The organism is Mucilaginibacter calamicampi, assembly GCF_042676765.1.
GTDB classification, from domain to species: domain Bacteria; phylum Bacteroidota; class Bacteroidia; order Sphingobacteriales; family Sphingobacteriaceae; genus Mucilaginibacter; species Mucilaginibacter calamicampi.
The window spans coordinates 154,970-181,265 of record NZ_JBHTHU010000019.1 but is presented as its reverse complement, the minus strand read 5'-3'; the positions used below and the strand labels follow the sequence as shown (position 1 = coordinate 181,265).

The following is a 26,296-nucleotide window of genomic DNA, read 5'->3' as shown; positions in this document are numbered from 1 at the left end:
CGTTAGATCATTCGTGTTAATGCGCATAACTCTTAGCTTTGGTTTGTAAAGCTAATCTGTTACCGAATTATCTGACCTTTACATTTGCGAGGAACGAAGCAATCCCAAAGCGATAGGAAGTGCAGGGTTATTAACTAATCAACTATTCACAATAAGGGCGTTCCCTGCGGGCCGCGCTATCCACTCATACGCCTGCAGGCCTTAGGCGCGAGGCCCGTATCCGTTGCTATCGCTAACGCGTAATTCCATCTGCTTAGAAATGTTGAAAACTAAAAGCTAAATCTTTGCTAATATTTTTGGAATTTCCATTCATGTCCGTAAATTCGTCCGTGTCCGCAAATTCGTCCGCATATGATTAACATAAAATTTTATTTAGACAAGGCCGATAAAAACAGGCTATTCCCTATTCACTTAGTTATTCGCAGCAAAGAAACCCAAATTAAGGTTTCAGTTTGCGAAAAAATCAAGAAGAAAGATTGGGATAACAAGAATCAACGCGTCTTAGATTCGTGTTACAACCAAAAATACATCAATAAATATCTTGGTTTTTTAAAAGAGGAGGTGGTTAAATATTTAGAAACTACGCCCCATTCACAACACACCGACGTGAAAGTTAAAGAACAGATCCTGTCTTTAGTAAATAGTCGTAAAGAAAATAGTGCTGTCAATATCGTTTCCGAAAATGAGGTCTATTACGAAGGTAGAGAAAAAGTAAGGTTTATAGACCTCTTTGCCGGTGCAGGTGGTTTTAGTGAAGGTTTCTTACAAGCGGAATTCGATAAAAAATATTATGAATTCCTTTTGGCCAGCGACATCAACGAAAATTGCGAACTAACCCATTTAGCAAGATACAATTACCAGTTAGGGTTAGACATGGAATTTTTAAAACAGGATATCACTGAACCGAATTTTTTAGATAACATGCTAAAAAAATTAAATAATAAGACGGTTGATGTTGTATGTGGGGGTCCCCCTTGCCAGAGTTTTAGTTTAGCTGGAAAGCGCAAAAAATTTGACAAAAAAGATGACCTATTTGCCCATTATTTAAAAGTAATTAGGCAGTTGCGGCCTAAATATTTCGTAATGGAAAACGTGAAGGGAATTTTAACGAAAGAAGGCGGTAAAATAAAAGACATGATTTTGCAGGAAATTCGCTCAATAGTTGATTTACAAGAATTTCATCATCTCTTATCTTTTGTGACTAATCTAAAAAAACAACTGGGCGAGAATGCTTTCATTTTAGATTGTTACCTATTAAGACTACAGTTTGAAAAAGTTACTGATAAAGAGGAGGAAAATTTAAAAGAAAAATATATATCTAACATCGAAAACAAATTTAGGCAACTTACTCCTAAGATATTTGATTATAAAACAAGCAAAACTGATATAAACATAAGCACCATACGGCACGGGTTTAATCTTTTAAAAAGAGCGACAGAATTGGCTTATATAAGAAAAAAGGTAATTCACGAAAAGGCTTTCTGTGATGTTGATAATGATTTTTTTGCTGATAATTTCGATTTGTTCCTAACTTCAATCGAGCCAGATGCAATTGTCGAAAAAATCAATCGGGCTTTTAATAATTTAAAACCGGCGGAAAAATATAGGAAAGAGGTTAGCGAAATTGTTAAAGCATTAGAAATTTTTGATTTTTCTTTTGACGAATGTGTTAATGAGTTAAGAGAATTTTCAAAGTTAGTCCAAAAAGATATTGAATTCGATTTCATACTTTCTCAAATTCGATTGTATAAAATAGATGAACCATTTATTGCATTAGCATCTAATTACGGAGTGCCGCAAAACAGGGAACGGGTTTTATTTATCGGATGCAGAAAGGACCAAAAATTAATTAAAGACATACCTGCCACGGTTGAAGAAAAGGATAAGGTAACCGTATTTGAGGCCTTATATGACTTAGATTTTATTGGTAATGACGATGAAAAATTTAACTACGAGGAAATAGATTTAAAAGCAAAATTTAATGGGTCCTCTGAAAAGTTAGCAAAACTTTTAAGAAAGAGAACGATTGACGGTGGCAATTATAAAAATGGGTTAACTTATGCCGAGTGGTCAAAAAAAGGGCGTTTAAACAGTCGTTTTGCCAATGCAAAGAACCCCTTTTACGTACGTAGTCACGAAGAGCTTGATTTAACACTATCTCATTTAGTGGCACCTTTACATAATCATAAAACTAGTAAGCAAAATGATGATGTGATAAAACGATTAGATCTTATACGTACTGAAGGAGACTATAGCCTATCGAAAGAAAAATTGAAAGCACACGGGTTAGAATCTGCCAAGAGAAACTACAATGTTTTGAAAGTTGACGGTCAAAGTCCAACGGTTATGACCATATCTGATGATTACATACATTATGCTAATCCACGGTCACTAACTGTAAGAGAAATGGCCAGGCTTCAATCATTTGATGACTCGTTTGTCTTTCAAGGTAAGCGTTCTACCGGGGGCAATAAGCGGAAGTACGAGGTACCCCAATTTACATTGGTTGGGAATGCAGTTCCACCCCTGATGGCTAGGGCAGCTGCTATGGAAATATTGAAGAATATTCGTTAATTAGCATATGGATTCACTCAAGGTAATTGGCCAAACTAAAGACTATCGCACAAAAACTGACGTACTTTACGCTCAAATTAAAATAGAAGATTATCTATCTCTAGTGGGCAAAGATTTTGATCGCTTTGAAATACAAAGAAAGCGTGAAAAGCATAAAGGTTATAACAGGCTTAAAAGCGATATTGAGAACGGAGCACTTATACCAACAATAACTTTGGCAGTTGAACCGTCAGTGGTCAGCGAATATTCCCAATTACTTAAAGATGGTAATTTTGAAGATATTGTTACAAAACTTTACAAAGACCCCGGAAAAATATACATTCTCGACGGCCTTCAAAGGACTTACATTATTAACGATATCAAAGAAAATGAGCATATTTTCAATACCGAACAAAAATTACTTTTAGAAATATGGTTTGAACCAGTTATTAATCATCTTATCTACCGGTTAATTGTTTTAAACTCTGGTCAAAAGCCAATGTCGATGAGGCACCAAATTGAATTATTATTCATCACAATGCGTCAAACATTGGTTAGGGATATAGATGGATTAGCTGTGTTGGAAGAAAAGGACGAAGAGCGACGCAAAAAAGCTAAAGAGTTTCCTTTCGAAAGATTGGTCACTGCTTACAAAAGCTTCCTAACAAAATCCCCAGAAATCGATAAAGATAACATCGTCGCCGAACGTATGATCGAAAACGATATTTTGGAGTCTGAGGAAAAATTCCTTTCAGAATCTTTCATTAAGTACAAAGAATATCTTTCGGTATATACACAACTTGATCAGGAGGTTTTTAGAATTTATGTCAGTACCCCGTTGAATAAGTATCGTAATTGGCTCGCAGACGGAAATGTTATTATATCTGTGTTCGCCGCAATTGCTAAATACGGGGTTGACGCGAAAAGGGAAACTATCGTTAAAACCGCGTTGGAGTCTTTGTTGAGTAAAGTAAAAGTAGCGGCAAATGGTGAAGATCCATTGGAACTAGAGAAATTTACGGAGATCCGCGCTGCGAAAGCTGATCCAAAAAAATACAATGTTGGCTTTGCTACAAGAAAAATCCTAACTAATGGTTTCATAGAGTTTTTCAGGTCAGAAGGGGATGACTCACTGGGTGATTGCTGGTTAATGAGTTCCGCCGAGTTATGACAGACTTAACTGTTATTGAAAGCCTGTTTAAAAATCGATTTGACGGCGTAGCCGTTACCGTCGAAATCGCAGAAGGAAAAACTGTAGTAAATGGCCGTGTGGCATTCCCAGTAAAACTATCACAGGCTTTTGATCGCTCCAGCCCAATCACTGTACTGGATGATCTTGGCGTTACAATTGGGACATTGTATTTTTTGAAGAAAAACACGGTGGATATTGTCCAAATACCCCAAGACCAATATATTGCCTTTTTAGAAGAGTACTCCTTTTCAACGCTACCTACTTCAGACTATATTTTCCAACAAGATTATTTTTTAGTTGATAAATCTATCTTGGCTACTTATTTAGCCGACTACAAAGAAACATCTGCGCTATGGGGCAGTTTTTTTCACATTGAAGATCTTCCGGCAATAAACTTCAGTAGGTTGAAACAGGTTAATAATTTAACCTTACGAAAAGATCTTTTCATCGAGAGGGATTTTTACAAAGAAAATCTTGCAGTGGCTCTAGCAGAATCAAATCCCTTTAATCGTTTTCTTAAATATTACCACTTGCTGGAAGTGCATTTCGATATGCATACAGCAGAAAAACTAAAACAAATGATCGAAAGTGGCAATAAGGAAAAAGAGATTAGTAAAACATTGAAAGATTACAACAGGGAAGATATTGAGCGCATTAAATCCCTTTTCCTTAATAAGACTAACCCCGATTTATTAGTTCCTTATCTTAACGAGATAAAAAACTACCTACCTATTGCTACTTCCATGTTTTATGAATATGGTAAAGAAAGTAATCCTATTAAAACGAAAAAGAATTTTGATGAATTAATAGCCCTCGGTGGATTTTCTGAACCAAACATTAATAAGATACTTGGTAACAGTACTTATCAAAATAAGATACCTCAAATTGCTGCTTACTGGATATACAGAATTCGCTCAAGCATTGCTCATAATAAATTAGGAGAATATCTAATGACTGCCGCAGATGAGGAATTTATAGTGGAGTTTGCTGAACCACTAATCAAAGAATTGGTGATACAATCTTACACAAAGTAGTATCTAACTTAAGTCAATCAATTCTTTAAATAGTTGACCTTTATGTGATGGTTTTACCCGAAAACCAGGGCCGTGATTCCGCACCCCTTTTCCTGTGTCTTTGATTTTAGCCTTCCAGTCATAAATAATTTTATCTGTTTTAATCAACGTAATGAATTCCGCAAACAATGGGCGGCTCGTCAGTTCAAATTTATTAAATTTAAATTCGTACTCGCCTTCAATAGTAATCCGCTCTTCGGCACCTACCCAAAGCGTTGATGGATGTTTAGCATGAAGTTGATCTTTTACAGTATTATATCGCCAGGCACATACATCATCGCATGCACCATTCTTACTATAATTTTGGTATAGGATCGATTTTAAGTCATCAGGCACAAGGTATAAGCCTTGAGCGTTAGGTATTGATTTTATGTCATTATAGAGGCGCTTTGCATGCCCACCTTCGCTAACGTAGCCAAACTTGTCGACAATATCATAAACGGTTTTATATTTACTGATATCCCAATCTGGCACACGACCAAATAAGGTATCCATTGTGCCCGCTTTATCGCGTTTAGATTTTAATTCTATTTTTCCAAGAAAATCAGGGGTCTTTAAATTGTTAATTGCAATTCCCATAAATTTCTCTAAGGTCTCACCAGCGTCTTTGGGTGCGTTGCTGAACGGGGATACACTTTTTATCCAACCTGCAGTTTTAACTAAAATCAGTTTTTCTTTCAGTTTTTCCAACGCGCGTTCTGCCTCCGGATCGCGAAAAACTTGCGATAAGAGACTGCCAAAATCCTGTATGTTGGTTAACGGGATTGCAACGAGGGTTTTATTTGCTACCGTGAAGTAAATCAATACACCAGGTTGCACAAAATCTTTAAACCCGTAAATCCAAAAGCGAGGATCTCCCTTTTTCGTTTGAGGTCTGTAGAAGCTGGTTTTTCTTTCATATATATCTTTACTTAAAACAAGTGAGTTAACATATATTTTTTCTCCGCCTTGCTCCACTAATTCGTAGTCAATAAAATTATCCCCAACAAGAACGTCTCGAATTTGTGCTGACGCATCAATAGTTGATTTATCAAGCATTGTAGGCGTCATCCTTATCAATGAAAATTCGTAATTATTATACTTATTGATTTCTTCAATAAGCCTTGCTTCTTCAGGACTCGGTTGGAAAAATTGATTCATTGTTTAAATAATATGAACATCTCGCCTTAAATATACACGAATTACATTTAGGTTTCCTCGCCTGACAAACCGAAGCAGCGAAATCAAGTATTGCCCAATTTACTTTTTTTGAATTTGGGTGTGCAACAACTTTGTAGGCTAATTCCTGCAAGTAAGGATCATACCTAATATCAGCTAATTTTCGTTCACCAAAAAAACGTTCCAATACTCGAGACATATTTACATCCATTAAAGGGCTCGGTTGTTTAAATATCACCAATTCCACTGCATTTGCAATATATTGCCCCATAAATGGAATTGATTCTAATACTTGCCTGTCTCTCGGAAGCTTGCCATCTCTTTTTACCATTTCCTTAGCCAAAGATTTAAGTCGCTTAGCTCGTTGTGTATACAACCCAACGGGTCTCAAAAAATCTTCAATTTCGTTATCCGAGGCGTTAGCTATATATTGCCAATCGGGAAACCTTGATATAAACGATGGATAAAACTTTGCCACAGTTTCCGCTTTTGTCCGTTGTAAAAGAACCTCTGCAATTATATATTCAAAGTCTGTCAGGTTATGCTTACGCCAATAAAAATCTCGTCCGAATTTGGAATACCAATTTAATATTTCATTTTGAAAAAAATCGATTTTAGCCTGGTCTATCTCTATCATAGACCAATAACGCGGAAAGTCAAATTTTGTTAAATACTAGGACTGCAATCCCGCAAGTACGGGACTCGCGATGACCCAAGCTGGCGCAAGAATACAGCAAAGGAAAGGAGTTTTTGTACCTTATTAAACAACCTGGGTTTTTTAAACTATCCGGGTCTTTTTAATATCCGGCCGCAAGTACTAAAACCGGCCAGTACAACGCTGCCTACTTGGACCGGCAAAAAAAATCCGTAGAGCCCTGCGGAACTCTACGGATTTGAGGTCTTTACTTCAACTCGAAAGTATACACCCGGTCCATGCCTGCGGCTTCCTTACCTTTGCTTTCGGTGCCGCGCTTAACGAACGTGATGGTTGGTTTCTGGCCTTTGAAAGCGACAACCACAGCATCATTTTCATACTTGCGCGGCTGTGCCTGTAACTGAGTACCCGGTTCGGCAACGTCCGCCCAAGTGAACAGGCGGTTGTTTGGGCGACCCATCTCTTTGCCCAGCCCTGTGGAAGCGGTAGTTGCGCCGCCCACCGCTGCTGGTTCTTTAAGCTCAAGGAACACGGCACGCAGCACATCCGTACCTACCCCTTCTTCACTATGCGTTACGTCCCTGCGGAAGAAGAAAGTATCCCAGGCGTTGGTGTGGGTTGGCGAACGCTGGCCTTGCGGAGACACAATTACCCGGTCGCCGCTGGTGTAATAAACGCCGGCATAGTCGTATAGATGTTTGTGTGTTGGATAGGCGCGTGGCAGCCAGGAAACTTCGTAAACTTTAACGCGATCGTTCTCAAACACTTTGGTTGCGCCTTCACGGTCAAACGGCTCGGGATAAGTCTGGGCCGGGGTTGAAGACTGGGCCGGGGCCGAAGTCGGGGCCGGCTGGGGTGTCTGCGCCATTAGAACTGCACTGTTAAAAAAAAGTCCTATCGCTAAGGCAATGGGTTTAAAGTTTTTTTTCTTGTTCATAAATTATATTTTATAATAGGATTATAATAATCTAAGATATAAATCTTAGTTGAAACTAAGTCTATCTCCTTTCTGCTGAAATGTATCAAAGTTGATACCGGCCATAACGGCTAAGGCCGGCAGGCGTATAAGCGGATAGCCCGGCCTTTAGGCTACGCCCAAAATATAACGTCAAATCACGCCATTAATCGCTCCGCTGATCTCCGCCATACCCTTTAAATTTTTACTCATAAGTGGGACAGAAATCGCCCATTTTACAGCATAGCTGATAATCAGCCAATTATCCTCATTTTACAGCTAATTTTCCTGACTTATAAGTAGTCTCACTTTGTCCCACACAAAAACTGCAAACTATTAACTGTCAACTGCTTACTTAAAATCCTGTCCCACCTTGTCTCACTTTGTCCCGCACACACGTGGGACAAAAACGCCGCACTTTTATCAACAAATGACAAAACCATGAAAACACCCAATAGCTGTATCTGCTAACTTTACCGCATCACAACAAAAGAACAGCATACTATGGAATACAGACAATTAGGCGCATCGGGCTTTTACGTACCGGTTTTGAGCATGGGTACGGCAACCTTTGGCGGCGGTAACGAGTTTTTTAAAGCCTGGGGCAGCACAGACGTTGCCGAGGCCAAACGCATGGTAAACCTGTGCCTTGATGCCGGTGTAACGCTGTTTGATACGGCCAATGTGTACTCGCGCGGCATGTCTGAAGAGATCCTGGGGCAAGCCATTAAAGGATTGCAGGATAAGGTGCTGATCTCTACCAAAGCCACCTTCCCCATGAGTGATGACCCGAATGATGTGGGCTCATCCCGCTATAATCTGATCAAAGAATGCGACGCCAGTCTTAAACGCCTGGGTGTAGACCATATTGACATTTACCACATGCACGGCTTTGACGGCAACACCCCCGTTGAAGAAACCCTGCACGCCCTGCAAGACCTGATAACCGCGGGCAAGATCCGCTATATAGCCTGCTCCAACTTCTCGGGCTGGCATCTGATGAAATCGCTGTCGGTGTCTGAGCGGTATGGCTGGGCGCGATATGTGGCCCACCAGGCCTACTACTCCCTGCTTGACCGTGAGTTTGAGTGGGAACTGATGCCGCTAGGGGTAGACCAAAAGGTGAGCACTATTGTTTGGAGTCCGTTGTCGTCGGGCCAGTTAAGCGGCAAGTTTAGGCGTGGTACCGGCATGCCTGCTGACAACCGCATAAGCCAGGGCGGCGGCCACGGCCCTAAGGTTGATTTTGAACGCCTGTACCCTATTATTGATGCGCTGGATGAAGTAGCGGAAGAAACCGGAAAAACGGTACCGCAAGTGGCCCTAAACTGGCTGCTGCAGCGCCCAACAGTTGTCAACCTGATAGTAGGCGCCCGTAACGAGGAGCAACTAAAGCAAAACCTGGGCGCTGTGGGCTGGAACCTTACTGTAGATCAACTTAAAAAACTGGATGCCGCAAGCAACCGCGAGCCAATTTATCCTTACTGGCACCAGCGCCAAAACACCAAGCTGAACCCAATTCCTGCTTTATATTAATATCGATTAAATAAATTCACTAGCCCTGCCCAATATTGGGTGGGGCTTTTTTGTTTATACTAACTAAGTTATTACATAGTCGACTTGGGTAAGGCGGGTAATTTATGTTTCTTTACTTTTGCGCAACCAATTAACCTCAGTAAAAAATAATGACACGTTTAAAGTATTTCCTAATTGCTGTACCAACCCTGTTTATAAATTGTTTGATATTGCCGCATACTGCTAAGGCACAGGCGTTAAAGGATGTTTATAAAGATGCCTTTTTAATGGGAACCGCCATATCGCCTAACATTACGTCTGAGCGCAGTAAAACTTTGATGGATACCGTGCTAAAACATTTTAACACCATTACCATTGAAAACAATTTGAAAGCAGGGGTGGTAAACCCCCGCCCCGGTGAATATAACTGGGCACCGGCAGACCAATATGTGGAGTTTGGTGAAAAGAATAAGATGTGGATTATGGGGCATACCCTGGTGTGGCACCAACAAACACCCGATTGGTTTTTCACCAATAAGGAGGGCAAGCCAAATACAAAGGAAGAGCAGTTAGAAAGGTTAAGAAGCCATATTGAAGCTGTAGCAGGGCGTTACAAAGGCCGCATTAACGCCTGGGATGTTGTGAACGAGCAAATGGGCGAAGATGGAAATTATCGCACTAACAGCAATTGGATAAAGTCTGTAGGCAGCGGCGATACGCTGATAAAGCACGCTTTTAAGTATGCCGCGCAATACGCACCTAATACTGAATTATATTACAACGAATACAACGCCTGGCGCCCCGAAAAACGCGATGGTATAATACGCATGGTAAAAATGCTGCAAAAAGAAGGAATCCGCATTGATGGTGTAGGCATGCAAAGCCACTGGGGGCTTAATTACCCTAAAAACCAATATATTGAAGACGCTATAAATGCTTATTCTGCTTTAGGAATTAAGGTGATGATAACCGAGCTTGATATTGATTTGCTGCCGCTTAGCCGTGAAGGCCAGCTAACCGGTTGGACCTTAAACCCCGACAGACAGTTGCAGTTGCCTGAATTTAAAAGCTACCTTGATCCTTACAGAGATGGCCTGCCGGATGAGGTGCAAAAACAACTTACTAAACGATACGAGGAGATTTTTGAGATATTTTACCGCCACCGCGACCAGATAGCACGCGTAACCTTCTGGGGAATACAGGACGGGCAAAGCTGGAAAAACGGATCGCCGATAGCCAACCGGATGAACTACCCCTTGCTTTGGGACAGGCAATGGAAACAAAAGCCGGCGTTTAACGCGGTTATAAACGTGCCTAAAAAATTGGGCAGTGCAAAGGCAACACCTCCTGCAGGGTCAAAGAAATTTTAATTTAAACAGAAGCACCTCTCGAAATAGGAGGCGCTTCTATTTAAATATATTTTACAACCTACATTCCAAAGGCTTTCTTCAACTGTTCTACAGCATACATTTCTGCATCCATAGCTTGCGGTACAATAGCACCCATTCCAAAAAACTCATGCGTAACGCCATCATAGTTTTTACTATCAACAGCTACACCTGCGGCTTTCAGTTTGTCACCCAACAACATACCTTCTGATTGCAGCGGATCTATTTCTGCGGTAATAATTGTAGTTGGCGGCAAGCCTTTTAAGTTAGCAGCAACTAAGTTTATGCGCGGATCTGTTGCCTGATCCGTGCTTTTTAAATAGTTCTTCACAAACCACATCATCATTGGCTTATCCAACGGTTTTGCCATTTCATTCTTTTTGTATGATGGGGTGTTCATATCAGAACCTGCAACAGGGTACACCGCTAAAATAGCTGTAGGTATCATCACCTTATTATCGCGTGCTTTTATGGCAGTATTTATAGCCAGGTTACCCCCTGCACTTTCGCCGGCTACTGCTACTTTTTTGGCATCGCCTTTAAATGAAGCGGCGTTTTTCAATACCCACTCGTAAGCGGCATAAGCATCATTGTGTGCTATCGGGAATTTATGTTCAGGAGTTAAACGATATGCTACAGAAACTACTATTGCTTCAGTTTTATCTGCCAGAACATTGGCCGATGCATCATACACATCCAAATTAGCGATCACAAAACCACCACCATGATAATATACTATTACCGGGTAAGCGGTTTTATCTGTTTTAGGCGTATAAATCCGTACGTGCACACTGCCGCCTTCAACCAAAACGTCCTTCCCCATGGTGTCTACATTAAAAACAGGTTTAGGGATGTTGTGTTCTGCCATCAGATCCATCACAGCGTCGGTAGGTGTGTGGTTCTTTCTGGCATCCTTTGCAGATAGCTCGGGAATAGGTTTATCTCCATAACTGGCCAGTTTTTCAATTACCGCCTGCATTTCGGGTTTTATTGAAGGTGCCCATGCAGGTGCAGGTTCGCTGGGTTTGATGGTTTTAGCGGATGTGTCTTTATTAACAGAATCTGCTGCTGCAGAACTGTCCGCAGTATCCTCCATAGTTTTACCTGTACAGGCAGCTAATAATAACAGCCCCGCAGCGGCTATTGATAGAATTTTAGTTTTCATAGGTATATGTTTATATTTAACCTATTGTAAACAAGTTTAATGCCACGCGAAAATTATATTCCCATAAAGAGTGATTGATATAAATCAAGGCCAAGGCAACACCTCCCGCAGGGTCGAAGAAATTTTAATATCAAACAATGTGGTTATAAAGCACCTTGCGGGTTTCTCCGGAAGGTGCTTTTTTTTGTGGCGTTAAGTAAAATCACAACTATTTATAACGTGCCAATTCCGCTCATTTTTGTCAACATAGTTGAACAATAGTAAACGTAACATGCAGATACAAAGAATTTTAACTTTTTTGTTACTATTTCGATTTCGTATTGTATTTTTGACACTTAAACCGAAAAACCAAAGCTATTACTGCCAAGCAATGGCTTATAAACTAACCAATTATGAAAAAAAACAAAGCTCTAAAAGCGCTTTTAATCTGCCTGCTATGCTTACCTGTATTGGTAAAAGGGCAACCACCGCGCGGGCCTTTAGCAATGTCGCCAAGGGTTAACGCCGATAAGACGGTAACATTCAACTACATTGCTCCAAATGCTAAAGATGTAAAGTTGAGCGGCCAGTTTTTAACCGGCGCGGCAGCTATGACCAAAAATGAACAAGGCATGTGGAGCGTAACTGTTGGCCCTGTAAAACCGGATATTTACCCTTACAATTTTGTTGTAGATGGCGTATCTGTTATGGATCCTGCAAACGTAGATTTCTTCCCTAATGAGCGTTTTAAAGGCAGCCTTTTAGATGTTAAGGGCGACGAGCCATTGATACACGCCCTGAAAGACGTTCCACACGGTTCTGTCTCTTATGAATACTATCCAGGTGTTGAAAACACAACCGGATCCTTAGTAGTATATACGCCACCCGGATACGACAAAAGCCAAAACAAAAAATATCCTGTTTTTTATTTAATAAGCGGTACTACCGATACAGAAGAAGATTTTTTTAAAGTAGGCAGAGTTAACCTCATACTGGATAATTTAATCGCCGAAGGCAAAGCTAAACCCATGATTATAGTAATGCCAAACGGCAATATTGAAGCGCGGGTTGCCGACCAAAAAGGTGGCCTAAAACCAGCCGATCCCGCAGGTAGAGAAAGCGAAGAAGCTATAACACGCGCGAAGAACTTCGCAAATGATCTTGTTACTAAAGTTATCCCTTACGTAGAAAAAAACTATCGTACTTTACCTGGTGCGGCTAATCGTGCCATTGGTGGTTTCTCTCGCGGTGGGGGCGAAACGTTGCGTACCGCTTTAGGCAACATGGACAAATTTGCTTATGTGTGTACTTATAGCGCCTACCTGTCGCCTAAAGAAATGGAAACCGAATACAAAGACGTGGCCGGCAAACCAGCGGTAACTAATCAAAAATTTAAACTGTTTTGGGTAAGTGTGGGCAGTGAAGATTTTCTATATAAATCAACCGTTGAGTTTCTGGATTACCTGAAGGCCCATAATGTAAATTACAAAAGCCTTATTACCGGCGGTGGCCATACCTGGATGAATGTTAAACAATATGTAGCCGCTACAGCGCCTTTGCTTTTTAAATAATCACAGACAGAAAATCAACATGAAAAAGATATTAAACCTTATTTTATTAGTACTTGCCAGCTTGTCGGCAATGCCGCAGGCTCCCCGTGCGGTCCCTCCTGTTTCGCCACAGGTAAACGCGGATAACAGCGCGATCTTCAGATTTGTGGCACCAAACGCTAAAGAAGTATTCCTTACCGGCGAGTTTTTGAAAGAGAAACAAGCTATGGCGAAAGACGCTGCCGGTATATGGACCATCACCGTACCTAACATTAAACCTGATATTTACCCATACGCATTTGTAGTGGATGGCATACAGGTAGCAGACCCTAACAACACCCGCATATTTGCTAACGAGCGCTTTAAATTTAGCCTGGTTGACGTTAAGGGTAGCACACCATTGGTGCACGCGGTAAAAAATGTACCGCATGGCAAAGTTACTTACCGTTTATATAAATCAGCTTCGTTAAATACCACCCGCCAGTTATTGGTTTATACCCCACCGGGCTTTGATGCTAATGCGGCCAAAAAATATCCGGTGCTTTACCTTATCCACGGCGGATCAGACACGCAGGAGACCTGGACCAAGGTTGGTCAGGCCAATTTAATTGCAGACAACCTGATAGCTGAGAAAAAGGCCGTACCTATGATAATTGTTATGCCTTATGCCAATACACGCCCAGCGCCTATGGCTAAATTTAATGATGAGGTAGTTAACGATATTATTCCTTTCATCCAGGCAAATTATCCGGTGTTGACAGATCAGCCGCACCGCGCTATTGCGGGCTTTTCTGTTGGTGGCGGCCAGACAATGGAAGTAGGAATAAGCAATCCCGACAAATTTGCTTATGTAAGTGCTTATGCGCCATATCCGGAAACAGCAGAATTCAGAGAAATTTTTGCTGACTGGAAACCGGATGCAGCCAAATTGAACAAGCAATATAAATTGTTCAGCTTCAGCGTTGGCACCGAAGACTTTTTGTACGAAAGCACCAAAAAGAATATGGAAATGTTTAAAGAGAAAGGTGTAAAGTTTGAATCGTTGATCGTTCCGGGTGGGCATACCTGGATGAACTGCAAGCTTTACCTGGCTACTACATTACCAAAGTTATTTAAATAGAAATCATCATTTATTACAGATAATGTCATGAAAAAAAATCTTTCATTTTTATTAGGTGCAGCGCTATTAGGCTTGAGTTTGGTTAACTCAGCCTCAGCACAAACAGCACCGGCCGCGGCACCGGCCACAAGGGCTACATCACGGGTTATTGAAGACGGCGGCACGGGCCCTTACAAAGCAATAGCATTGCAGGAAAGCTCGCTTGCCACGCATACCGTTTTTCGTCCGCAGGATCTGAGCAGCTTTGGGCCAAATAAAAAGCTGCCTATTATAGCCTGGGGTAATGGCGCGTGTGCTAACTCGCCGTGGGAACACGTTAACTTTTTGTCGGAAGTTGCATCTAACGGATTTCTGGTGGTAGCGATAGGTCCGCTCCCCTTAGCGGGCGAAAAAGGCAGCGGCAGATCACAATCAACGCAATTAACTGATGCTATTGATTGGGCCATTGCGCAAAACGGCGACAAAAAAAGTCCGCTGTATAACAAAATAGATATTACTAAAATTGCGGTAAGCGGTATGTCATGCGGTGGCTTACAAACATTAGAAATGGCACCGGACAAACGTGTAACAACGGCTGTTATTTACAACAGCGGCTTGTTTGTAGTACGTGGCAGTGGTGTAGGCGGCATGCCTGATCTGCCGAAAGAACACTTGAAAAAACTCCACACACCTACTTTGTATGTGCTGGGTGGCGAAAAGGATATTGCTTACGCTAACGGCATGGACGATTTTAAAAACATTAACCATGTGCCTGTTTTTGTTGCCAATATGGATGTTGGCCACGGCGGCACTTACGGACAGCCACATGGCGGCGAGTTTGCCAAGGTTGCCACTGCCTGGTATAAATGGCAATTAAAAGGCGACAAGGAAGCGGCCAAATGGTTTACGGGTAACCCACCGGGCCTTGCTGCCGATAAGAACTGGAAAGTTGACAAAAAGAATATGCCGTAACTGGCATCAAGAACTTTAGTTTTTGATTTGGATGCTCCGGGCGCAAGGCCCGGGGCATTTTTTGTGCCCGAAGTTTTGCAACCAACCACGGAGCTGTTGCAGAAAATATGCAACAGTTTGCAACACTTGCAACAGCATTTTTTGCAATTGTTTGATAATTAAATATTTACAACTTTTATATGTTTAAACATGCAACACTTTGCAACAGACATATTCGTCTGGAATATTAGCTATAAAAATATATAATATATTGTATATCAAACAATTGTAAACACATAAATATTGGCTGTTTTTTTCGCATTGCTTGCAACACCCAGGCTTACTACAAAGCCTTGACGGACACTTTTGGATCTTAACTGTTTGGATTTTACTTTGAAGGCACAAACTCAAAAGGCAGCAACCTGCTAACACGATAAACACCGATATTTCCTTTCCACTCCAAACCTTCGTCATAAAAGCCGTTCTTGTCAATAATAACGCCCGCGTAGCTATCTTCTTGTTGGATAAAAGAGTCGTTGCCGTGTTTGTAAGTAATAAATATCTCGTTGTTGTTAAATTTATCACTGTTTGCGTCTGCCTCTTTTGCAAGCATCATAAATTTTTCGCTATCAGCATTCTGAATAATATCATCAGACGACAGCACGTTAGCGGCATCCAGCTTAAAACTGCTGGCATCGGTAATACCTTTTGGCGTTCTGTAAACCAAAAAGTTATTTTGCGACAGTTCATTAGCCCACAAAGAGCGTATAAAATGCATTCTTGAACCAAAATAGGCTTCGTCGCGCTCCTTAAGGATTTCCTTTACTTTAGCGGGTTTAAGACCGTCTATATCTTCAGTAAAAAAATAGTTTCCCTTATATTTGGTTTGCAATGGACTGTGACTAAACGAGGTTAAAAAATAAGTTATTTTATAACCTAATATCTTATTGCTGATGATCAAAGGCTTATCGGCATCAGCTGTTAGCAGGTCCTTCTTTTTGAAATAGCGGAAATATATTTCCTCCGGATTTTCAATCACACAATCTTTCGAATCCTCGCCAATAAATTCCTTCAAAAATATCTTCATGGCTTTGTCCCTGCTTATCTCGTCGCCCCCAATAACAACTTCGCTTAATACAATTGCTTTACTTTTTAGGGCGATAGTTAAGTTAGCATCAGTATAGTTGGCTATCTTTTGCGATTGGTAACCCATATAGCTAACTACCAGCGGTGAGCTTGTTTTTAAAGTATTGCTTATAGCGAAATTGCCGGCACTATCTGTTGATGTTCCTTTGAATGTACCGTCAAAATAAATGCTGACGCCCGCTAAAGGCTTGCCGGTTATTTCGTCAGTAACCGTTCCCCTTATGGCCTGGGCGTTTAGCAGTACCGGAAACATAAGCAGTACCGCGACAAATAATTGATAGCAGAACGTCATTTTAGTACATACGGATTTTACTGTCATTATTTGTTAACTTATATGGATACAATTTAAAACCACATACAAGTATAGGTAGTATAAAATATCCTTAAAAGTAAAGTATACAAGCAGTTATAAAACTGCGACTACAGCGCTGATTAATGCGACATGATATTGCAGTGTATACATGTTGTTCGGATGAACTTACGGGCTAAGGGCCTCATGACGTTTGCTTTTACTTAACACTTTCATCGGCAATGCTTTTCCTTAAAAATGCATTTATTTGCTCTTTGTCTATGTTAAATTCTTTCTTAAAAATATCCTTATAACTATTGTATTGCATCAATCTCTTTAAACCCGGTACGCCTTCTTTTTTAAAAACCATGCTGCATATCATTCCCTGAATAGCGCTGCTGGGGTTGGTAAAAGGGTCGGTATACCAAAAATTGTCAACATCGGTAAGGTCTGCTTCGGGGTGTTTGTTTAAGTATTGGGTTACCCTTTTCAAATGCCATTTTACGGAGTGGCCCATGCTACCGGCGTAAAAAACTGCTAATCCCTCCTGCAATGGCGATTTTGGATAAAGGTGATTAAGATACAGGTGTACCACTTCGTGAAAGTAATTTTCGCCTAAACCACCACAAAAAACCTGGTTATCCTTATCGTCAGATTTTCCGGATGGAGCCGCCTTATTACCCATCATCACCGTATAATCAAAGCCCTGTACCTGATAAAGCTCATCCTTATTATTAGCCAGGTAGTAGTTTATGTTAATCGGCTTTAATCCCCACTCCTTTTCAAGGCCGGCTATATTTCTTACTAAAGTATCGGCACGCTTTGCATTAAAAATATGATAGGGCGGATAATGGTAAATAATATTCCTGACGGTTTTGGTGCGCCATTTGGCCAATGCTTCGGTCATCGGGTTTTTAAAGTACGGCTCGTGGATTTTATCAAAGGCTACATAGTAGTTAGTTATAGCCATCGTCATTACATTCTTCTGCGAATCGGGAACCGAAAATTGGGTTTTAATATGTACATAATTAGCCGTGGGCCGTATGTATAAAATGGTAAGCCGGCAGCCCATGGAGTACAACGGATAATCATTAATAGCATAGATCATCTGGTCGGGTACCTTTCGCAGTTTAAGTTCGCTTTGCGGCCAGTATTTGGCCATGTCAGGGATAGCTTTTCCGTTAAAATCAGCAACATATTTATTGTAAAACCGCAGCGCCTGCTTTACTTCGGTAAGCGATGTATCAACGCCTGGGTTCAGATAGATCTGCGCGTAGCTGTTAGCTGCTAACAAAATGGATATGAATGAGAGCAAAGGTTTCATCATACACATAGTTAGTGATTTTGTGTGTGATTATGATGTGCTTAACAGTTTTTAACAATTCAAGCCGGAGGAAAAAGGTTTAGTTGCATCATAGCGCAAGTCTTAGCAGGCCGCATGCAGTTGCGGCCTGACTTGTGCTGCCGCATCATAAGGGCAAGGTGTTAGCAAGCCGGATCAGGCCAATAAAGCACAAGCCAGGCCTTTGCACGCTCCCATAGCGCTAAGCGGCGTGTAGCGGGACGAAATATATTGATGAATTTTCGTAAACTTGATAAGTCTATCAAGATTACCATGAAACAAGAAAAAAAGGATATAATAGCATTTTTAAAGGAAAATGTAGCTCCATTAAATGATGTGACATTAGGTGCTGGCTACAGGGCATCTGCTTACTTGCTTGATGGTACATACTTGCCATGTGTTATCTTTCGCAATCCGAGAGCTATTGTAAATTTGGCGATAAAGCGATTTAAAGAAGAAATGGTGGGTGGTAGCATTTTCTCACGAAAACCTAAATCAAACTATTACAATCTTGTTAAAGGCTTTGTAGCAACCGGAAACTGCGTCAATGAGTATGATATTCAGAGAGTTGAAAAAAGCAGACATGCCTTTCCTATAGACTTTCAAATGCAAATAAAGGGCGAGACCACGATGGGATGGACGGGATTTTCTGCAAAAATGAAAGACGGAAAGTATTTGGGATTTGGAACTAATTTCCGTTGGGAATTTTTTCAGATGCCTGATGAGTACTCAGTTGATGATATAACAGAAATAATTAATCATAGTTATGTTTTAAAGTCGGGAGAGTTGGTTTCTCACAGAGAGACTCAAATGACAAGACCGGAAAACTACGCTGAAGCGGTAGTTCACCGTGAGATGCCCTTCTTCGAGTGTTTTATTGATGATTTATGACTTCGCTAAATATTACAGCCCTTTTATAGTGAATTTCCCGCACGCGTCATGGCGAGTGTAGCGTGGCCATCTCCTGCGGAAATTCACTGCGGACATACAAAGCGGCTCAGCTTAAAGAGATGGCCACGCTATCGCTCGCCATGACGGGGTGAATAGACTTGCTCTATAACGGAGTGTTCAATTTCGCAAATTACGTTGGAAAAGTTGCTTTAATGATTTAATACCAGGGCCGATAATCTCAGTTTCTTCCATCAAACAAATAAGTTCTAACATCTTTATTTCAAACTCTCTAGCCATGTCTAGGTTCTCTATATAAACTTCCCAAACAGCTCCCGATCCTCCCCACATATCAACGCTATTTATGGCTTTTATAAAAGAATCAAATTCATCTCTGCCTATTAACGAACTTAAGTTATCTACAACGCGTGCCTGCGCACTATGGTTGTTATCAATTAAAACATTTGAAATAGTAGATAATATGGCTATGAATTCTTCTTTTTTAGTACGAAGAATATTGAGATTAGATTGGGGCTTGAATAGTCGGCGTAACCACATAAATCTTACCCCTTCCTCAAGGTCGAAGACCTAATGATCAACTCAGGCTTCAAGCTTATCACCTTAGGTGTAACAGCAACTTCACTGTTGTTCAGCTCATCAAAATACAAGTTAGCAATGGTGCGCCCCATATGCATACTAAACTGATCTATAGTGGTAATGGATGGATTGGTTAACTCCGTAAACGCCTCGTTGGCGTAGCCGCATATCCCTAGTTGCGAGGGTACCTGGATATTCATATCATGCGCAACATCTAATACACCTAAAGCGGAGAAGTCAGATGTGGAAGCAAATATGGCATCAGGTGGCTGGGGCAGGCTTAGTAGCTGGCGGGTGGCCGTGGCACCCAACTCTTTTGTCCACGCGTTTTTCATTATCAACTCATCAGCAACGGCAATGTTGTGCTTTTTAAGCGCTTTTAAATAACCATCGCGGCGTTGCTTAAAAATGTTCAGGTTCTGGGGGCCTTCCAACAAAGCTATGCGTTTGTAACCTTGCTTTATCAGGTGTTCTACGGCCTCCATGGACGCCTGCTCGTTATCATTAATAACTTTCAGTGTCTCTAATTCTGTAGCTACGCGGTCAAACTGAATTAACTGTATGCCATGGTCTATCACATTCCGCAAATGGCTTATATCCTCAGTTTCAACCGACATGGATATCACTATACAATCAACATGTTGGTTAACCAAAGCGTTAACGCATTTTATCTCTTTAGCTACCGACTCGTTAGACTGGCAGATGATCATGTTATAATTTTGCTGGTTGGTAACTTCTTCCAATCCGGCTATAACGTTAGAAAATATGTTCTGATTAATGCGCGGTACCACAACCCCTATGGTATGGCTTTTTCCCATACGCAGGTTTGATGCCAATACGTTACGTTTGTAATTAAGCTCGGCGGCGGTTTTAAGCACCAGCTTTTTAGTTTCCTCGTTTACGTGATTGCTGTTGTTCAACGCCCGCGATACAGACGATGCCGTAATATTCAACCTTTCGGCTATATCGTAAATGGTAACGCGCTTTTTAGGTTTCATTGAAATTATTGCAAATATGATAAAAATAATTTCCTGCAATCGATTGCATATTAAAAAAAAGATTTAATTTCGTTCCCAACACAAACAACCAATTCGTAAAGCGAAAATTGCATATAACTCATTAATATAAAACATGTTACTTCTCGGAATAGATATCGGCACCTCATCAGTTAAAGTATCAGTTGTTGATGCTGCAACACAAAAAACCATCGCGTCAGCCGCATATCCGGATACCGAATCGCCAATAACATCTTTGCAACTGGGCTGGGCCGAGCAATCGCCGGAAATGTGGTGGCAACAGGCGCAGCAGGCAATAGGCTTGTGTAACAGCACTCAAAAGTACGATCCGAAAGATATATCGGCCATTGGTATAGCCTACCAGATGCACGGTTTGGTTTTGGTTGATAAAGAACAAAAATTACTGCGTGACAGCATTATCTGGTGCGATAGCCGCGCGGTTGAGCTGGGCGACAAAGCATTTGATGCCATTGGTCATGATGTTTGCTTATCGCATTTGCTAAACTCTCCGGGCAATTTTACCGCATCAAAACTGGCGTGGGTAAAAAAGAATGAGCCGGAGATCTACGCCCAGATAGATAAAATAATGCTACCCGGCGATTACATCGCCATGAAATTGACGGGCGATATCACTACTTCTATATCAGCCTTGTCTGAAGGTGTTTTCTTTGATTTTAAGAACAACAGCATTTCAAAAGAGATCATAAACTATTACGGCTTTGAAGAAAGTTTCTTCCCGGTTGTAAAACCTGTTTTTTCTGATCATGGCCAGGTAAGTGCTGCCATTGCTGCTAAACTGGGCCTTAAAGCAGGTATACCGGTAGCCTACAAAGCAGGCGATCAGCCTAATAACGCGCTTTCATTAAACGTATTAAATGCCGGTGAGGTAGCTGCAACTGCAGGTACATCAGGCGTTATATACGGTGTTAGCGATGACTTGACTTATGATCCGCAATCGCGTGTAAACACCTTTGCGCACGTTAACTATTCTGAAGAGGAAAAAAGAACCGGCGTATTGCTTTGCATTAACGGCACAGGCAGCATGTACCGCTGGACCAAAAACCTGTTTGGTTCTGCAGTAAGCTACCAGCAAATGAATGAGATAGCCAACCACGCGCCTATTGGCTGCGATGGTTTGCGCATTTTACCATTTGGTAACGGCGCGGAGCGTATGCTGAATAATGAACTGGTTGGCGTACATTTCCATCATATTGATCTGAACCTGCACACCCAGGCACACATTTTCCGTGCGGTACAGGAAGGCATAGCCTGCGCGTTCCGCTATGGTGTAGATATTATGCGCGAAAATGGCATGAGCCCAACCGTTATACGTGCAGGTAAGGCTAACTTATTTTTAAGCGACCTTTTTGCACAAACCTTTGTGAACGCTACAGGTATACCTGTTGAGTTGTACAAAAATGATGGCAGTGTAGGCGCGGCTTTGGGTGCAGGCATTGGCGCGGGTATATTTAACAATCCGGCCGAAGCCTTCAGTAATATGCATCCGGTGCAGTTGATAGAGCCTACATCAAAAATGTTTGAGCCGGTTTACCAGGAGTGGAAAGGCTTACTTGCTCAACAGCTAAATATACTGCAAAACAAACACCCACACACAGTAAATTAATAATCCGCTATATTAAGTAATAAGTAATTAACAAATAAAAAATGGGAAAAATAGTAACAGGCGAAAAAGAGTTCTTCAAAGGGATCGGCCAGATCAAATTTGAAGGTTTGGAATCAGACAATCCGTTAGCGTTTCGCTGGTATGATGAAAACAGAGTTGTAGCCGGTAAAACCATGAAAGAGCACTTCAAATTTGCAGGTGCTTACTGGCATTCATTTGTGGGTAATGGTGGCGATCCTTTTGGTGGCCCTACTCATGAGTTTGAATGGGACAAAAAAGCTGATGCGGTTGAACGCGCAAAGGACAAAATGGACGCTGCTTTTGAGTTCCTTACTAAACTTAACCTGCCGTACTACTGCTTCCATGATGTGGACGTGGTTGATTATACCAATGATATTAAAGAGAACGATCGCCGTTTACAGGCTTTGGTTGAGTACGCTAAGCAAAAACAAGCTGAAAGTGGTGTAAAATTGCTTTGGGGTACTGCTAACCTGTTCTCGCACGCACGTTACATGAACGGCGCTTCTACCAACCCTGATTTCCACGTGTTAACACATGGTGCTGCTCAGGTTAAAGCTGCTTTAGATGCTACTATTGCTTTAGGTGGCGAAAACTACGTATTCTGGGGTGGCCGCGAAGGTTATATGACCCTTTTGAACACCGATATGAAACGCGAGCAGGAGCACTTAGCTAAATTCTTGCATGCATCAAAAGATTACGCACGCAAACAAGGCTTTAAAGGAAACTTCTTTATTGAGCCAAAACCTTGCGAGCCTACTAAACACCAGTACGATTATGATAGCGCTACTGTATTTGGTTTCTTACAGAAATACGATCTGTTGAAAGACTTTAAGATCAACATTGAAGTTAACCACGCTACATTAGCCGGTCATACTTTCCAACACGAATTACAGGTTGCTGCTGATGCTGGCCTTTTAGGTTCTATCGATGCTAACCGTGGTGATGTTCAAAACGGATGGGATACTGACCAGTTCCCGAATGACATCAACGAGATCACTGAAGCTATGCTGATCATCCTGAAAGCAGGTGGTTTGCAAGGTGGCGGTGTTAACTTTGACGCTAAGATCCGCAGAAACTCAACTGATCCGGCTGACTTGTTCTACGCTCACGTTGGTGGTATGGACATTTTTGCACGTGCGTTGGTAACTGCTGATAACATCCTGCAAAAATCAGATTACGAAAAGATCCGCACAGAACGTTACGCATCTTACGATAGCGGTAAAGGTAAAGAATTTGAAGAAGGCAAATTGTCTTTAGAAGACCTGCGCGAGTATGCTATCCAAAACGGCGAGCCTGCTGTTATCAGCGGCAAACAGGAATACATTGAAAACCTGATCAACCGTTACATCTAATAGCTTTTAGCTTAATATTTTTTTAAAAGCGATGGGTTAAAAAGTCCATCGCTTTTTTGTTTCTCTATATTTTCAAAAACTTTAAAGCAAACAAAAAAATAATTTGCGATTTGTCATCCGTTAGCTAACTTTGCCAAACAAAGTACTTTTAATTTATGAATAGTTTTTCAAAATTGGATGCCTTGCATTTAAAAGTAAGGCAAAATAAATGGTTCAATTACTTTACCGTATTTAACCGTGTGGCGTTAGCGGCTGGTTTTTTACCTGCAGGTGGTGTTAAGATCATGGGCGAACGCTTTACTGATCTGCATAACAATCAGCCAATGGGGCATTATCTGGAGGCACTGTATCATACGGGTTATTACTACACCACAATAGGTATTTTACAGGTTGTAGCAGCTATGCTGTTGCTAATTCCGCGTACCGCGCTATTAGGCGTACTCATTTATTTTCCTATCATACTAAACATTTGCATCCTTTCGCTTGCGGTGCGTTTTGAAGGATCGCTTTTAACCGCGCCGTTAATGGTAATATCCTGTATTTACCTGCTTTGCTGGGATTACCATAAACTAAAGGCCATTTTATTTTCGGGGACGGTTGTGGTTACTCAACCCAAAATCACCGATAACAAATTTCCATTTAAATTTTTTTCAGGCGTATTCGCGTTCCTGGTTTTATTTGTGTTTACGATAACGCATGTGTTTGATCTGATGCCGCGCAATACAGTAACTGATTGCAAAACCCAATGTGATGATGCTAAAAATCCCGGCGCATGTAATGTGTTTTGCGAGTGTATTCACCTTAAGGGGCAACCGTTTGACAAAGCGCTTGATGATTATCATACCGCTTTAAAACAATAGCATCAATTAGGCTTGCAACCTGAGCATCTGATAACCCCCTTTTCCGCTATAAACAGCCCGAAAAAAACACCGGAAAGCAGTCTGTGTAAAAAACACAAACCTTTATCGATAATATTTGTTCGGCGCTGTTGCTAATCCGTAACATAAAGGTTATAATTGTTGGCAAAAACCAATTTAAAATATATGAAAGAATTATCTTTTGGCGATTGGGGAGTATTCCTTGTATACTTCATCATTGTCGCTGCTTACGGTTTGTGGGTTTATAACCGTAAAAAAATCGTTGGCGTATCTTCATCAAAGGATTATTTCCTGGCAGAGGGTTCTTTAACGTGGTGGGCCATCGGCGCATCGCTAATTGCATCTAACATTTCTGCAGAGCAATTTGTGGCCATGAGTGGTAACGGCTTTACTATGGGTTTGGCCATATCAACTTACGAGTGGATGGCCGCGCTTACATTGGTGATTGTTGCGGTGTTCTTCATTCCGGTGTATCTTAGAAATAAGATATTCACCATGCCGCAGTTCCTGCATCAGCGCTACAACAGCACGGTTGCAATGATCATGGCTATATTCTGGTTGCTTTTATACGTTATTGTAAACCTTACATCAATACTTTACCTGGGCGCTATTGCCATCCACGGTATATCAGGTATTAATTTCGAATTATGTATAGGCTTGTTAGCGGTATTTTCAATAATTATTACCCTGGGCGGTATGAAGGTTATTGGTTTTACAGATGTTATACAAGTGTTCTTTTTGATATTGGGTGGTTTGGTAACTACCTATATCGCTATAACAAAAGTAGCAGACCACTACGGCGTAACCGGTATATCTGCCGGCCTTTCTGCCATGTATACCAACTACAATGATCACTTCCACATGATCCTTAAAAAGGATAACGCCAGCTACGGCGACGTGCCGGGATTAACCATGCTGTTAGGCGGTATGTGGATAGTAAACTTAAACTACTGGGGTTGTAACCAATACATTACCCAACGTGCTTTAGGTGCAGATTTAAAAACTGCCCGTGGCGGTATATTATTTGCGGCTTTCTTAAAACTTTTAATGCCGGTTATAGTGGTATTGCCCGGTATAGCTGCGTATGTTTTATTTAAGGAGCAGGTATTTGATGCAGGCAGCGCAGGCAGCATTAATGAGAACCATGACAATGCCTACCCGGTATTGTTAAACCTGTTGCCTACAGGCGTTAAGGGCTTGGCCTTTGCCGCGTTAACTGCTGCTGTAGTAGCATCATTAGCGGGTAAGGCAAACAGTATTGCTACCATTTTTACGCTGGATATCTACAAGAAAAAAATTAACCCTGAAGCCAGCGAGAAAAACCTGGTTAACGTAGGTAAGATAAGTGTTGTTGTGGCTATGGTTTTGGGTGTGGTAATCTCTCCGTTCCTGGGTATTGATAAAAAAGGCGGGTTCCAATTTATACAGGAGTATACCGGCTTTGTATCTCCGGGTATCTTCGCCATGTTTATTTTAGGTTTCTTCTGGAAAAAAGCATCTTCAAACGCGGCGCTATTCGCAACAATTGGTGGTTTTGGTTTCTCTGTTTTCTTCAAGTTCCTGCCAAAATTTGCAAATCTTGAGCCGTTAAAAGGTACAGGTTTTTCTTTCTTCAACACGCAAAGCGGCTTATGGGAAATTCCTTTCTTAGACCGTATGGGTTTTGTATTTGTAATCTGTATGATCTCGATGATCGTCATCAGCTTAATTGATGCAGCACGCGGTAAGAAAACAAACGGATTGGAAGTTGATGCATCTATGTTTAAAACAACCAACAGTTTTGCTGTGGGTGCGCTTATCATCATAGGTATATTAACTGCGCTTTACACTGTATTCTATTAATTGCTGATAATTCAATGTTTATATAAAAGCGTCCCGCTAAAACGGGACGCTTTTTTGCGTTATAGATC

Annotated in this window: 21 protein-coding genes; 13 read left to right on the top strand and 8 right to left on the bottom strand. The window is 41.2% G+C overall.

Features of this window, described 5'->3' with window-relative positions; translation table 11 throughout:
* Positions 1 to 351: 351 nt before the first annotated feature.
* The 3 genes from ACFQZS_RS14810 to ACFQZS_RS14800 are packed head-to-tail and all read left to right on the top strand — an operon-like array spanning position 352 to position 4,779.
* A complete protein-coding gene (locus ACFQZS_RS14810) occupies positions 352 to 2,574 on the top strand; it encodes a DNA cytosine methyltransferase (RefSeq protein WP_377101571.1) in 2,223 nt (740 codons plus the stop codon).
* Positions 2,575 to 2,581: 7 nt separating this feature from the next.
* The gene (locus tag ACFQZS_RS14805) at positions 2,582 to 3,724 is read left to right on the top strand and encodes a hypothetical protein (protein WP_377101569.1); all 1,143 of its coding nucleotides are present in this window, start codon (positions 2,582 to 2,584) and stop codon (positions 3,722 to 3,724) included.
* Positions 3,721 to 4,779: a hypothetical protein gene (locus ACFQZS_RS14800; RefSeq protein ID WP_377101566.1), complete on the top strand. Its 1,059-nt coding sequence runs from the start codon at positions 3,721 to 3,723 to the stop codon at positions 4,777 to 4,779. The genes ACFQZS_RS14805 and ACFQZS_RS14800 overlap by 4 nt, the downstream gene beginning before the upstream one ends.
* Positions 4,780 to 4,782: 3 nt before the next feature.
* On the opposite strand, the gene ACFQZS_RS14795 is transcribed toward ACFQZS_RS14800, so the two are convergent.
* From ACFQZS_RS14795 to ACFQZS_RS14785, 3 genes are all read right to left on the bottom strand, one after another.
* Positions 4,783 to 5,958, bottom strand: a complete 1,176-nt coding sequence (locus tag ACFQZS_RS14795) for an MvaI/BcnI family restriction endonuclease (protein ID WP_377101563.1) — start codon at positions 5,956 to 5,958, stop codon at positions 4,783 to 4,785.
* Positions 5,930 to 6,613: a hypothetical protein gene (locus ACFQZS_RS14790; protein WP_377101561.1), complete on the bottom strand. Its 684-nt coding sequence runs from the start codon at positions 6,611 to 6,613 to the stop codon at positions 5,930 to 5,932. The genes ACFQZS_RS14795 and ACFQZS_RS14790 overlap by 29 nt, the downstream gene beginning before the upstream one ends.
* A 265-nt stretch (positions 6,614 to 6,878) precedes the next feature.
* Entirely contained in the window at positions 6,879 to 7,397 is a 519-nt protein-coding gene (locus ACFQZS_RS14785; RefSeq protein WP_377101559.1) for a hypothetical protein, read from the bottom strand.
* 693 nt (positions 7,398 to 8,090) lie between these two features.
* On the opposite strand from ACFQZS_RS14785, the gene ACFQZS_RS14780 reads away from it, so the two are divergent.
* Both ACFQZS_RS14780 and ACFQZS_RS14775 read left to right on the top strand, forming a co-directional pair.
* Positions 8,091 to 9,122 (top strand): aldo/keto reductase, encoded by a 1,032-nt coding sequence (locus ACFQZS_RS14780; RefSeq protein ID WP_377101556.1) that lies wholly within the window; start codon positions 8,091 to 8,093, stop codon positions 9,120 to 9,122.
* Positions 9,123 to 9,271: 149 nt separating this feature from the next.
* On the top strand, positions 9,272 to 10,471 hold the full coding sequence (locus ACFQZS_RS14775) for an endo-1,4-beta-xylanase (protein WP_377101554.1): 1,200 nt from the start codon (positions 9,272 to 9,274) through the stop codon (positions 10,469 to 10,471).
* A 58-nt stretch (positions 10,472 to 10,529) separates the two neighbouring features.
* Here the strand turns inward: ACFQZS_RS14775 and ACFQZS_RS14770 are convergent, their stop codons facing one another.
* Positions 10,530 to 11,654, bottom strand: coding sequence for an alpha/beta hydrolase (locus tag ACFQZS_RS14770; protein ID WP_377101552.1), 1,125 nt, complete (start codon positions 11,652 to 11,654; stop codon positions 10,530 to 10,532).
* A gap of 392 nt (positions 11,655 to 12,046) precedes the next feature.
* Between ACFQZS_RS14770 and ACFQZS_RS14765 the strand changes: the two genes are divergently transcribed.
* The 3 genes from ACFQZS_RS14765 to ACFQZS_RS14755 are packed head-to-tail and all read left to right on the top strand — an operon-like array spanning position 12,047 to position 15,254.
* Positions 12,047 to 13,204: an alpha/beta hydrolase-fold protein gene (locus ACFQZS_RS14765; RefSeq protein WP_377101550.1), complete on the top strand. Its 1,158-nt coding sequence runs from the start codon at positions 12,047 to 12,049 to the stop codon at positions 13,202 to 13,204.
* Positions 13,205 to 13,223: 19 nt separating this feature from the next.
* Entirely contained in the window at positions 13,224 to 14,303 is a 1,080-nt protein-coding gene (locus tag ACFQZS_RS14760) for an esterase (RefSeq protein WP_377101548.1), read from the top strand.
* A 27-nt stretch (positions 14,304 to 14,330) separates the two neighbouring features.
* Positions 14,331 to 15,254, top strand: coding sequence for an alpha/beta hydrolase family protein (locus ACFQZS_RS14755; RefSeq protein ID WP_377101546.1), 924 nt, complete (start codon positions 14,331 to 14,333; stop codon positions 15,252 to 15,254).
* Positions 15,255 to 15,621: 367 nt separating this feature from the next.
* Here the strand turns inward: ACFQZS_RS14755 and ACFQZS_RS14750 are convergent, their stop codons facing one another.
* Together ACFQZS_RS14750 and ACFQZS_RS14745 are read right to left on the bottom strand one after the other, a co-directional pair.
* Positions 15,622 to 16,698, bottom strand: coding sequence for a carboxypeptidase-like regulatory domain-containing protein (locus tag ACFQZS_RS14750; RefSeq protein WP_377101544.1), 1,077 nt, complete (start codon positions 16,696 to 16,698; stop codon positions 15,622 to 15,624).
* Between the two features lie 190 nt (positions 16,699 to 16,888).
* Positions 16,889 to 17,995, bottom strand: a complete 1,107-nt coding sequence (locus tag ACFQZS_RS14745; protein ID WP_377101542.1) for a hypothetical protein — start codon at positions 17,993 to 17,995, stop codon at positions 16,889 to 16,891.
* A gap of 288 nt (positions 17,996 to 18,283) precedes the next feature.
* On the opposite strand from ACFQZS_RS14745, the gene ACFQZS_RS14740 reads away from it, so the two are divergent.
* On the top strand, positions 18,284 to 18,901 hold the full coding sequence (locus ACFQZS_RS14740; RefSeq protein ID WP_377101541.1) for a hypothetical protein: 618 nt from the start codon (positions 18,284 to 18,286) through the stop codon (positions 18,899 to 18,901).
* Between the two features lie 177 nt (positions 18,902 to 19,078).
* On the opposite strand, the gene ACFQZS_RS14735 is transcribed toward ACFQZS_RS14740, so the two are convergent.
* Together ACFQZS_RS14735 and ACFQZS_RS14730 are read right to left on the bottom strand one after the other, a co-directional pair.
* Positions 19,079 to 19,456 (bottom strand): hypothetical protein, encoded by a 378-nt coding sequence (locus tag ACFQZS_RS14735; protein WP_377101540.1) that lies wholly within the window; start codon positions 19,454 to 19,456, stop codon positions 19,079 to 19,081.
* Between the two features lie 5 nt (positions 19,457 to 19,461).
* On the bottom strand, positions 19,462 to 20,493 hold the full coding sequence (locus tag ACFQZS_RS14730) for a LacI family DNA-binding transcriptional regulator (protein ID WP_377101539.1): 1,032 nt from the start codon (positions 20,491 to 20,493) through the stop codon (positions 19,462 to 19,464).
* Between the two features lie 133 nt (positions 20,494 to 20,626).
* On the opposite strand from ACFQZS_RS14730, the gene ACFQZS_RS14725 reads away from it, so the two are divergent.
* The 4 genes from ACFQZS_RS14725 to ACFQZS_RS14710 all read left to right on the top strand — a co-directional run bounded on the left by ACFQZS_RS14725 (position 20,627) and on the right by ACFQZS_RS14710 (position 26,228).
* The gene (locus ACFQZS_RS14725; RefSeq protein WP_377101536.1) at positions 20,627 to 22,135 is read left to right on the top strand and encodes a xylulokinase; all 1,509 of its coding nucleotides are present in this window, start codon (positions 20,627 to 20,629) and stop codon (positions 22,133 to 22,135) included.
* Between the two features lie 41 nt (positions 22,136 to 22,176).
* Complete coding sequence (xylA, locus tag ACFQZS_RS14720; protein ID WP_377101534.1) at positions 22,177 to 23,508, top strand: xylose isomerase; 1,332 nt, start codon at positions 22,177 to 22,179, stop codon at positions 23,506 to 23,508.
* Positions 23,509 to 23,663: 155 nt separating this feature from the next.
* The gene (locus ACFQZS_RS14715; protein WP_377101532.1) at positions 23,664 to 24,368 is read left to right on the top strand and encodes a hypothetical protein; all 705 of its coding nucleotides are present in this window, start codon (positions 23,664 to 23,666) and stop codon (positions 24,366 to 24,368) included.
* Between the two features lie 183 nt (positions 24,369 to 24,551).
* Positions 24,552 to 26,228: a sodium:solute symporter family transporter gene (locus ACFQZS_RS14710; RefSeq protein ID WP_377101530.1), complete on the top strand. Its 1,677-nt coding sequence runs from the start codon at positions 24,552 to 24,554 to the stop codon at positions 26,226 to 26,228.
* Positions 26,229 to 26,296 lie beyond the last annotated feature (68 nt).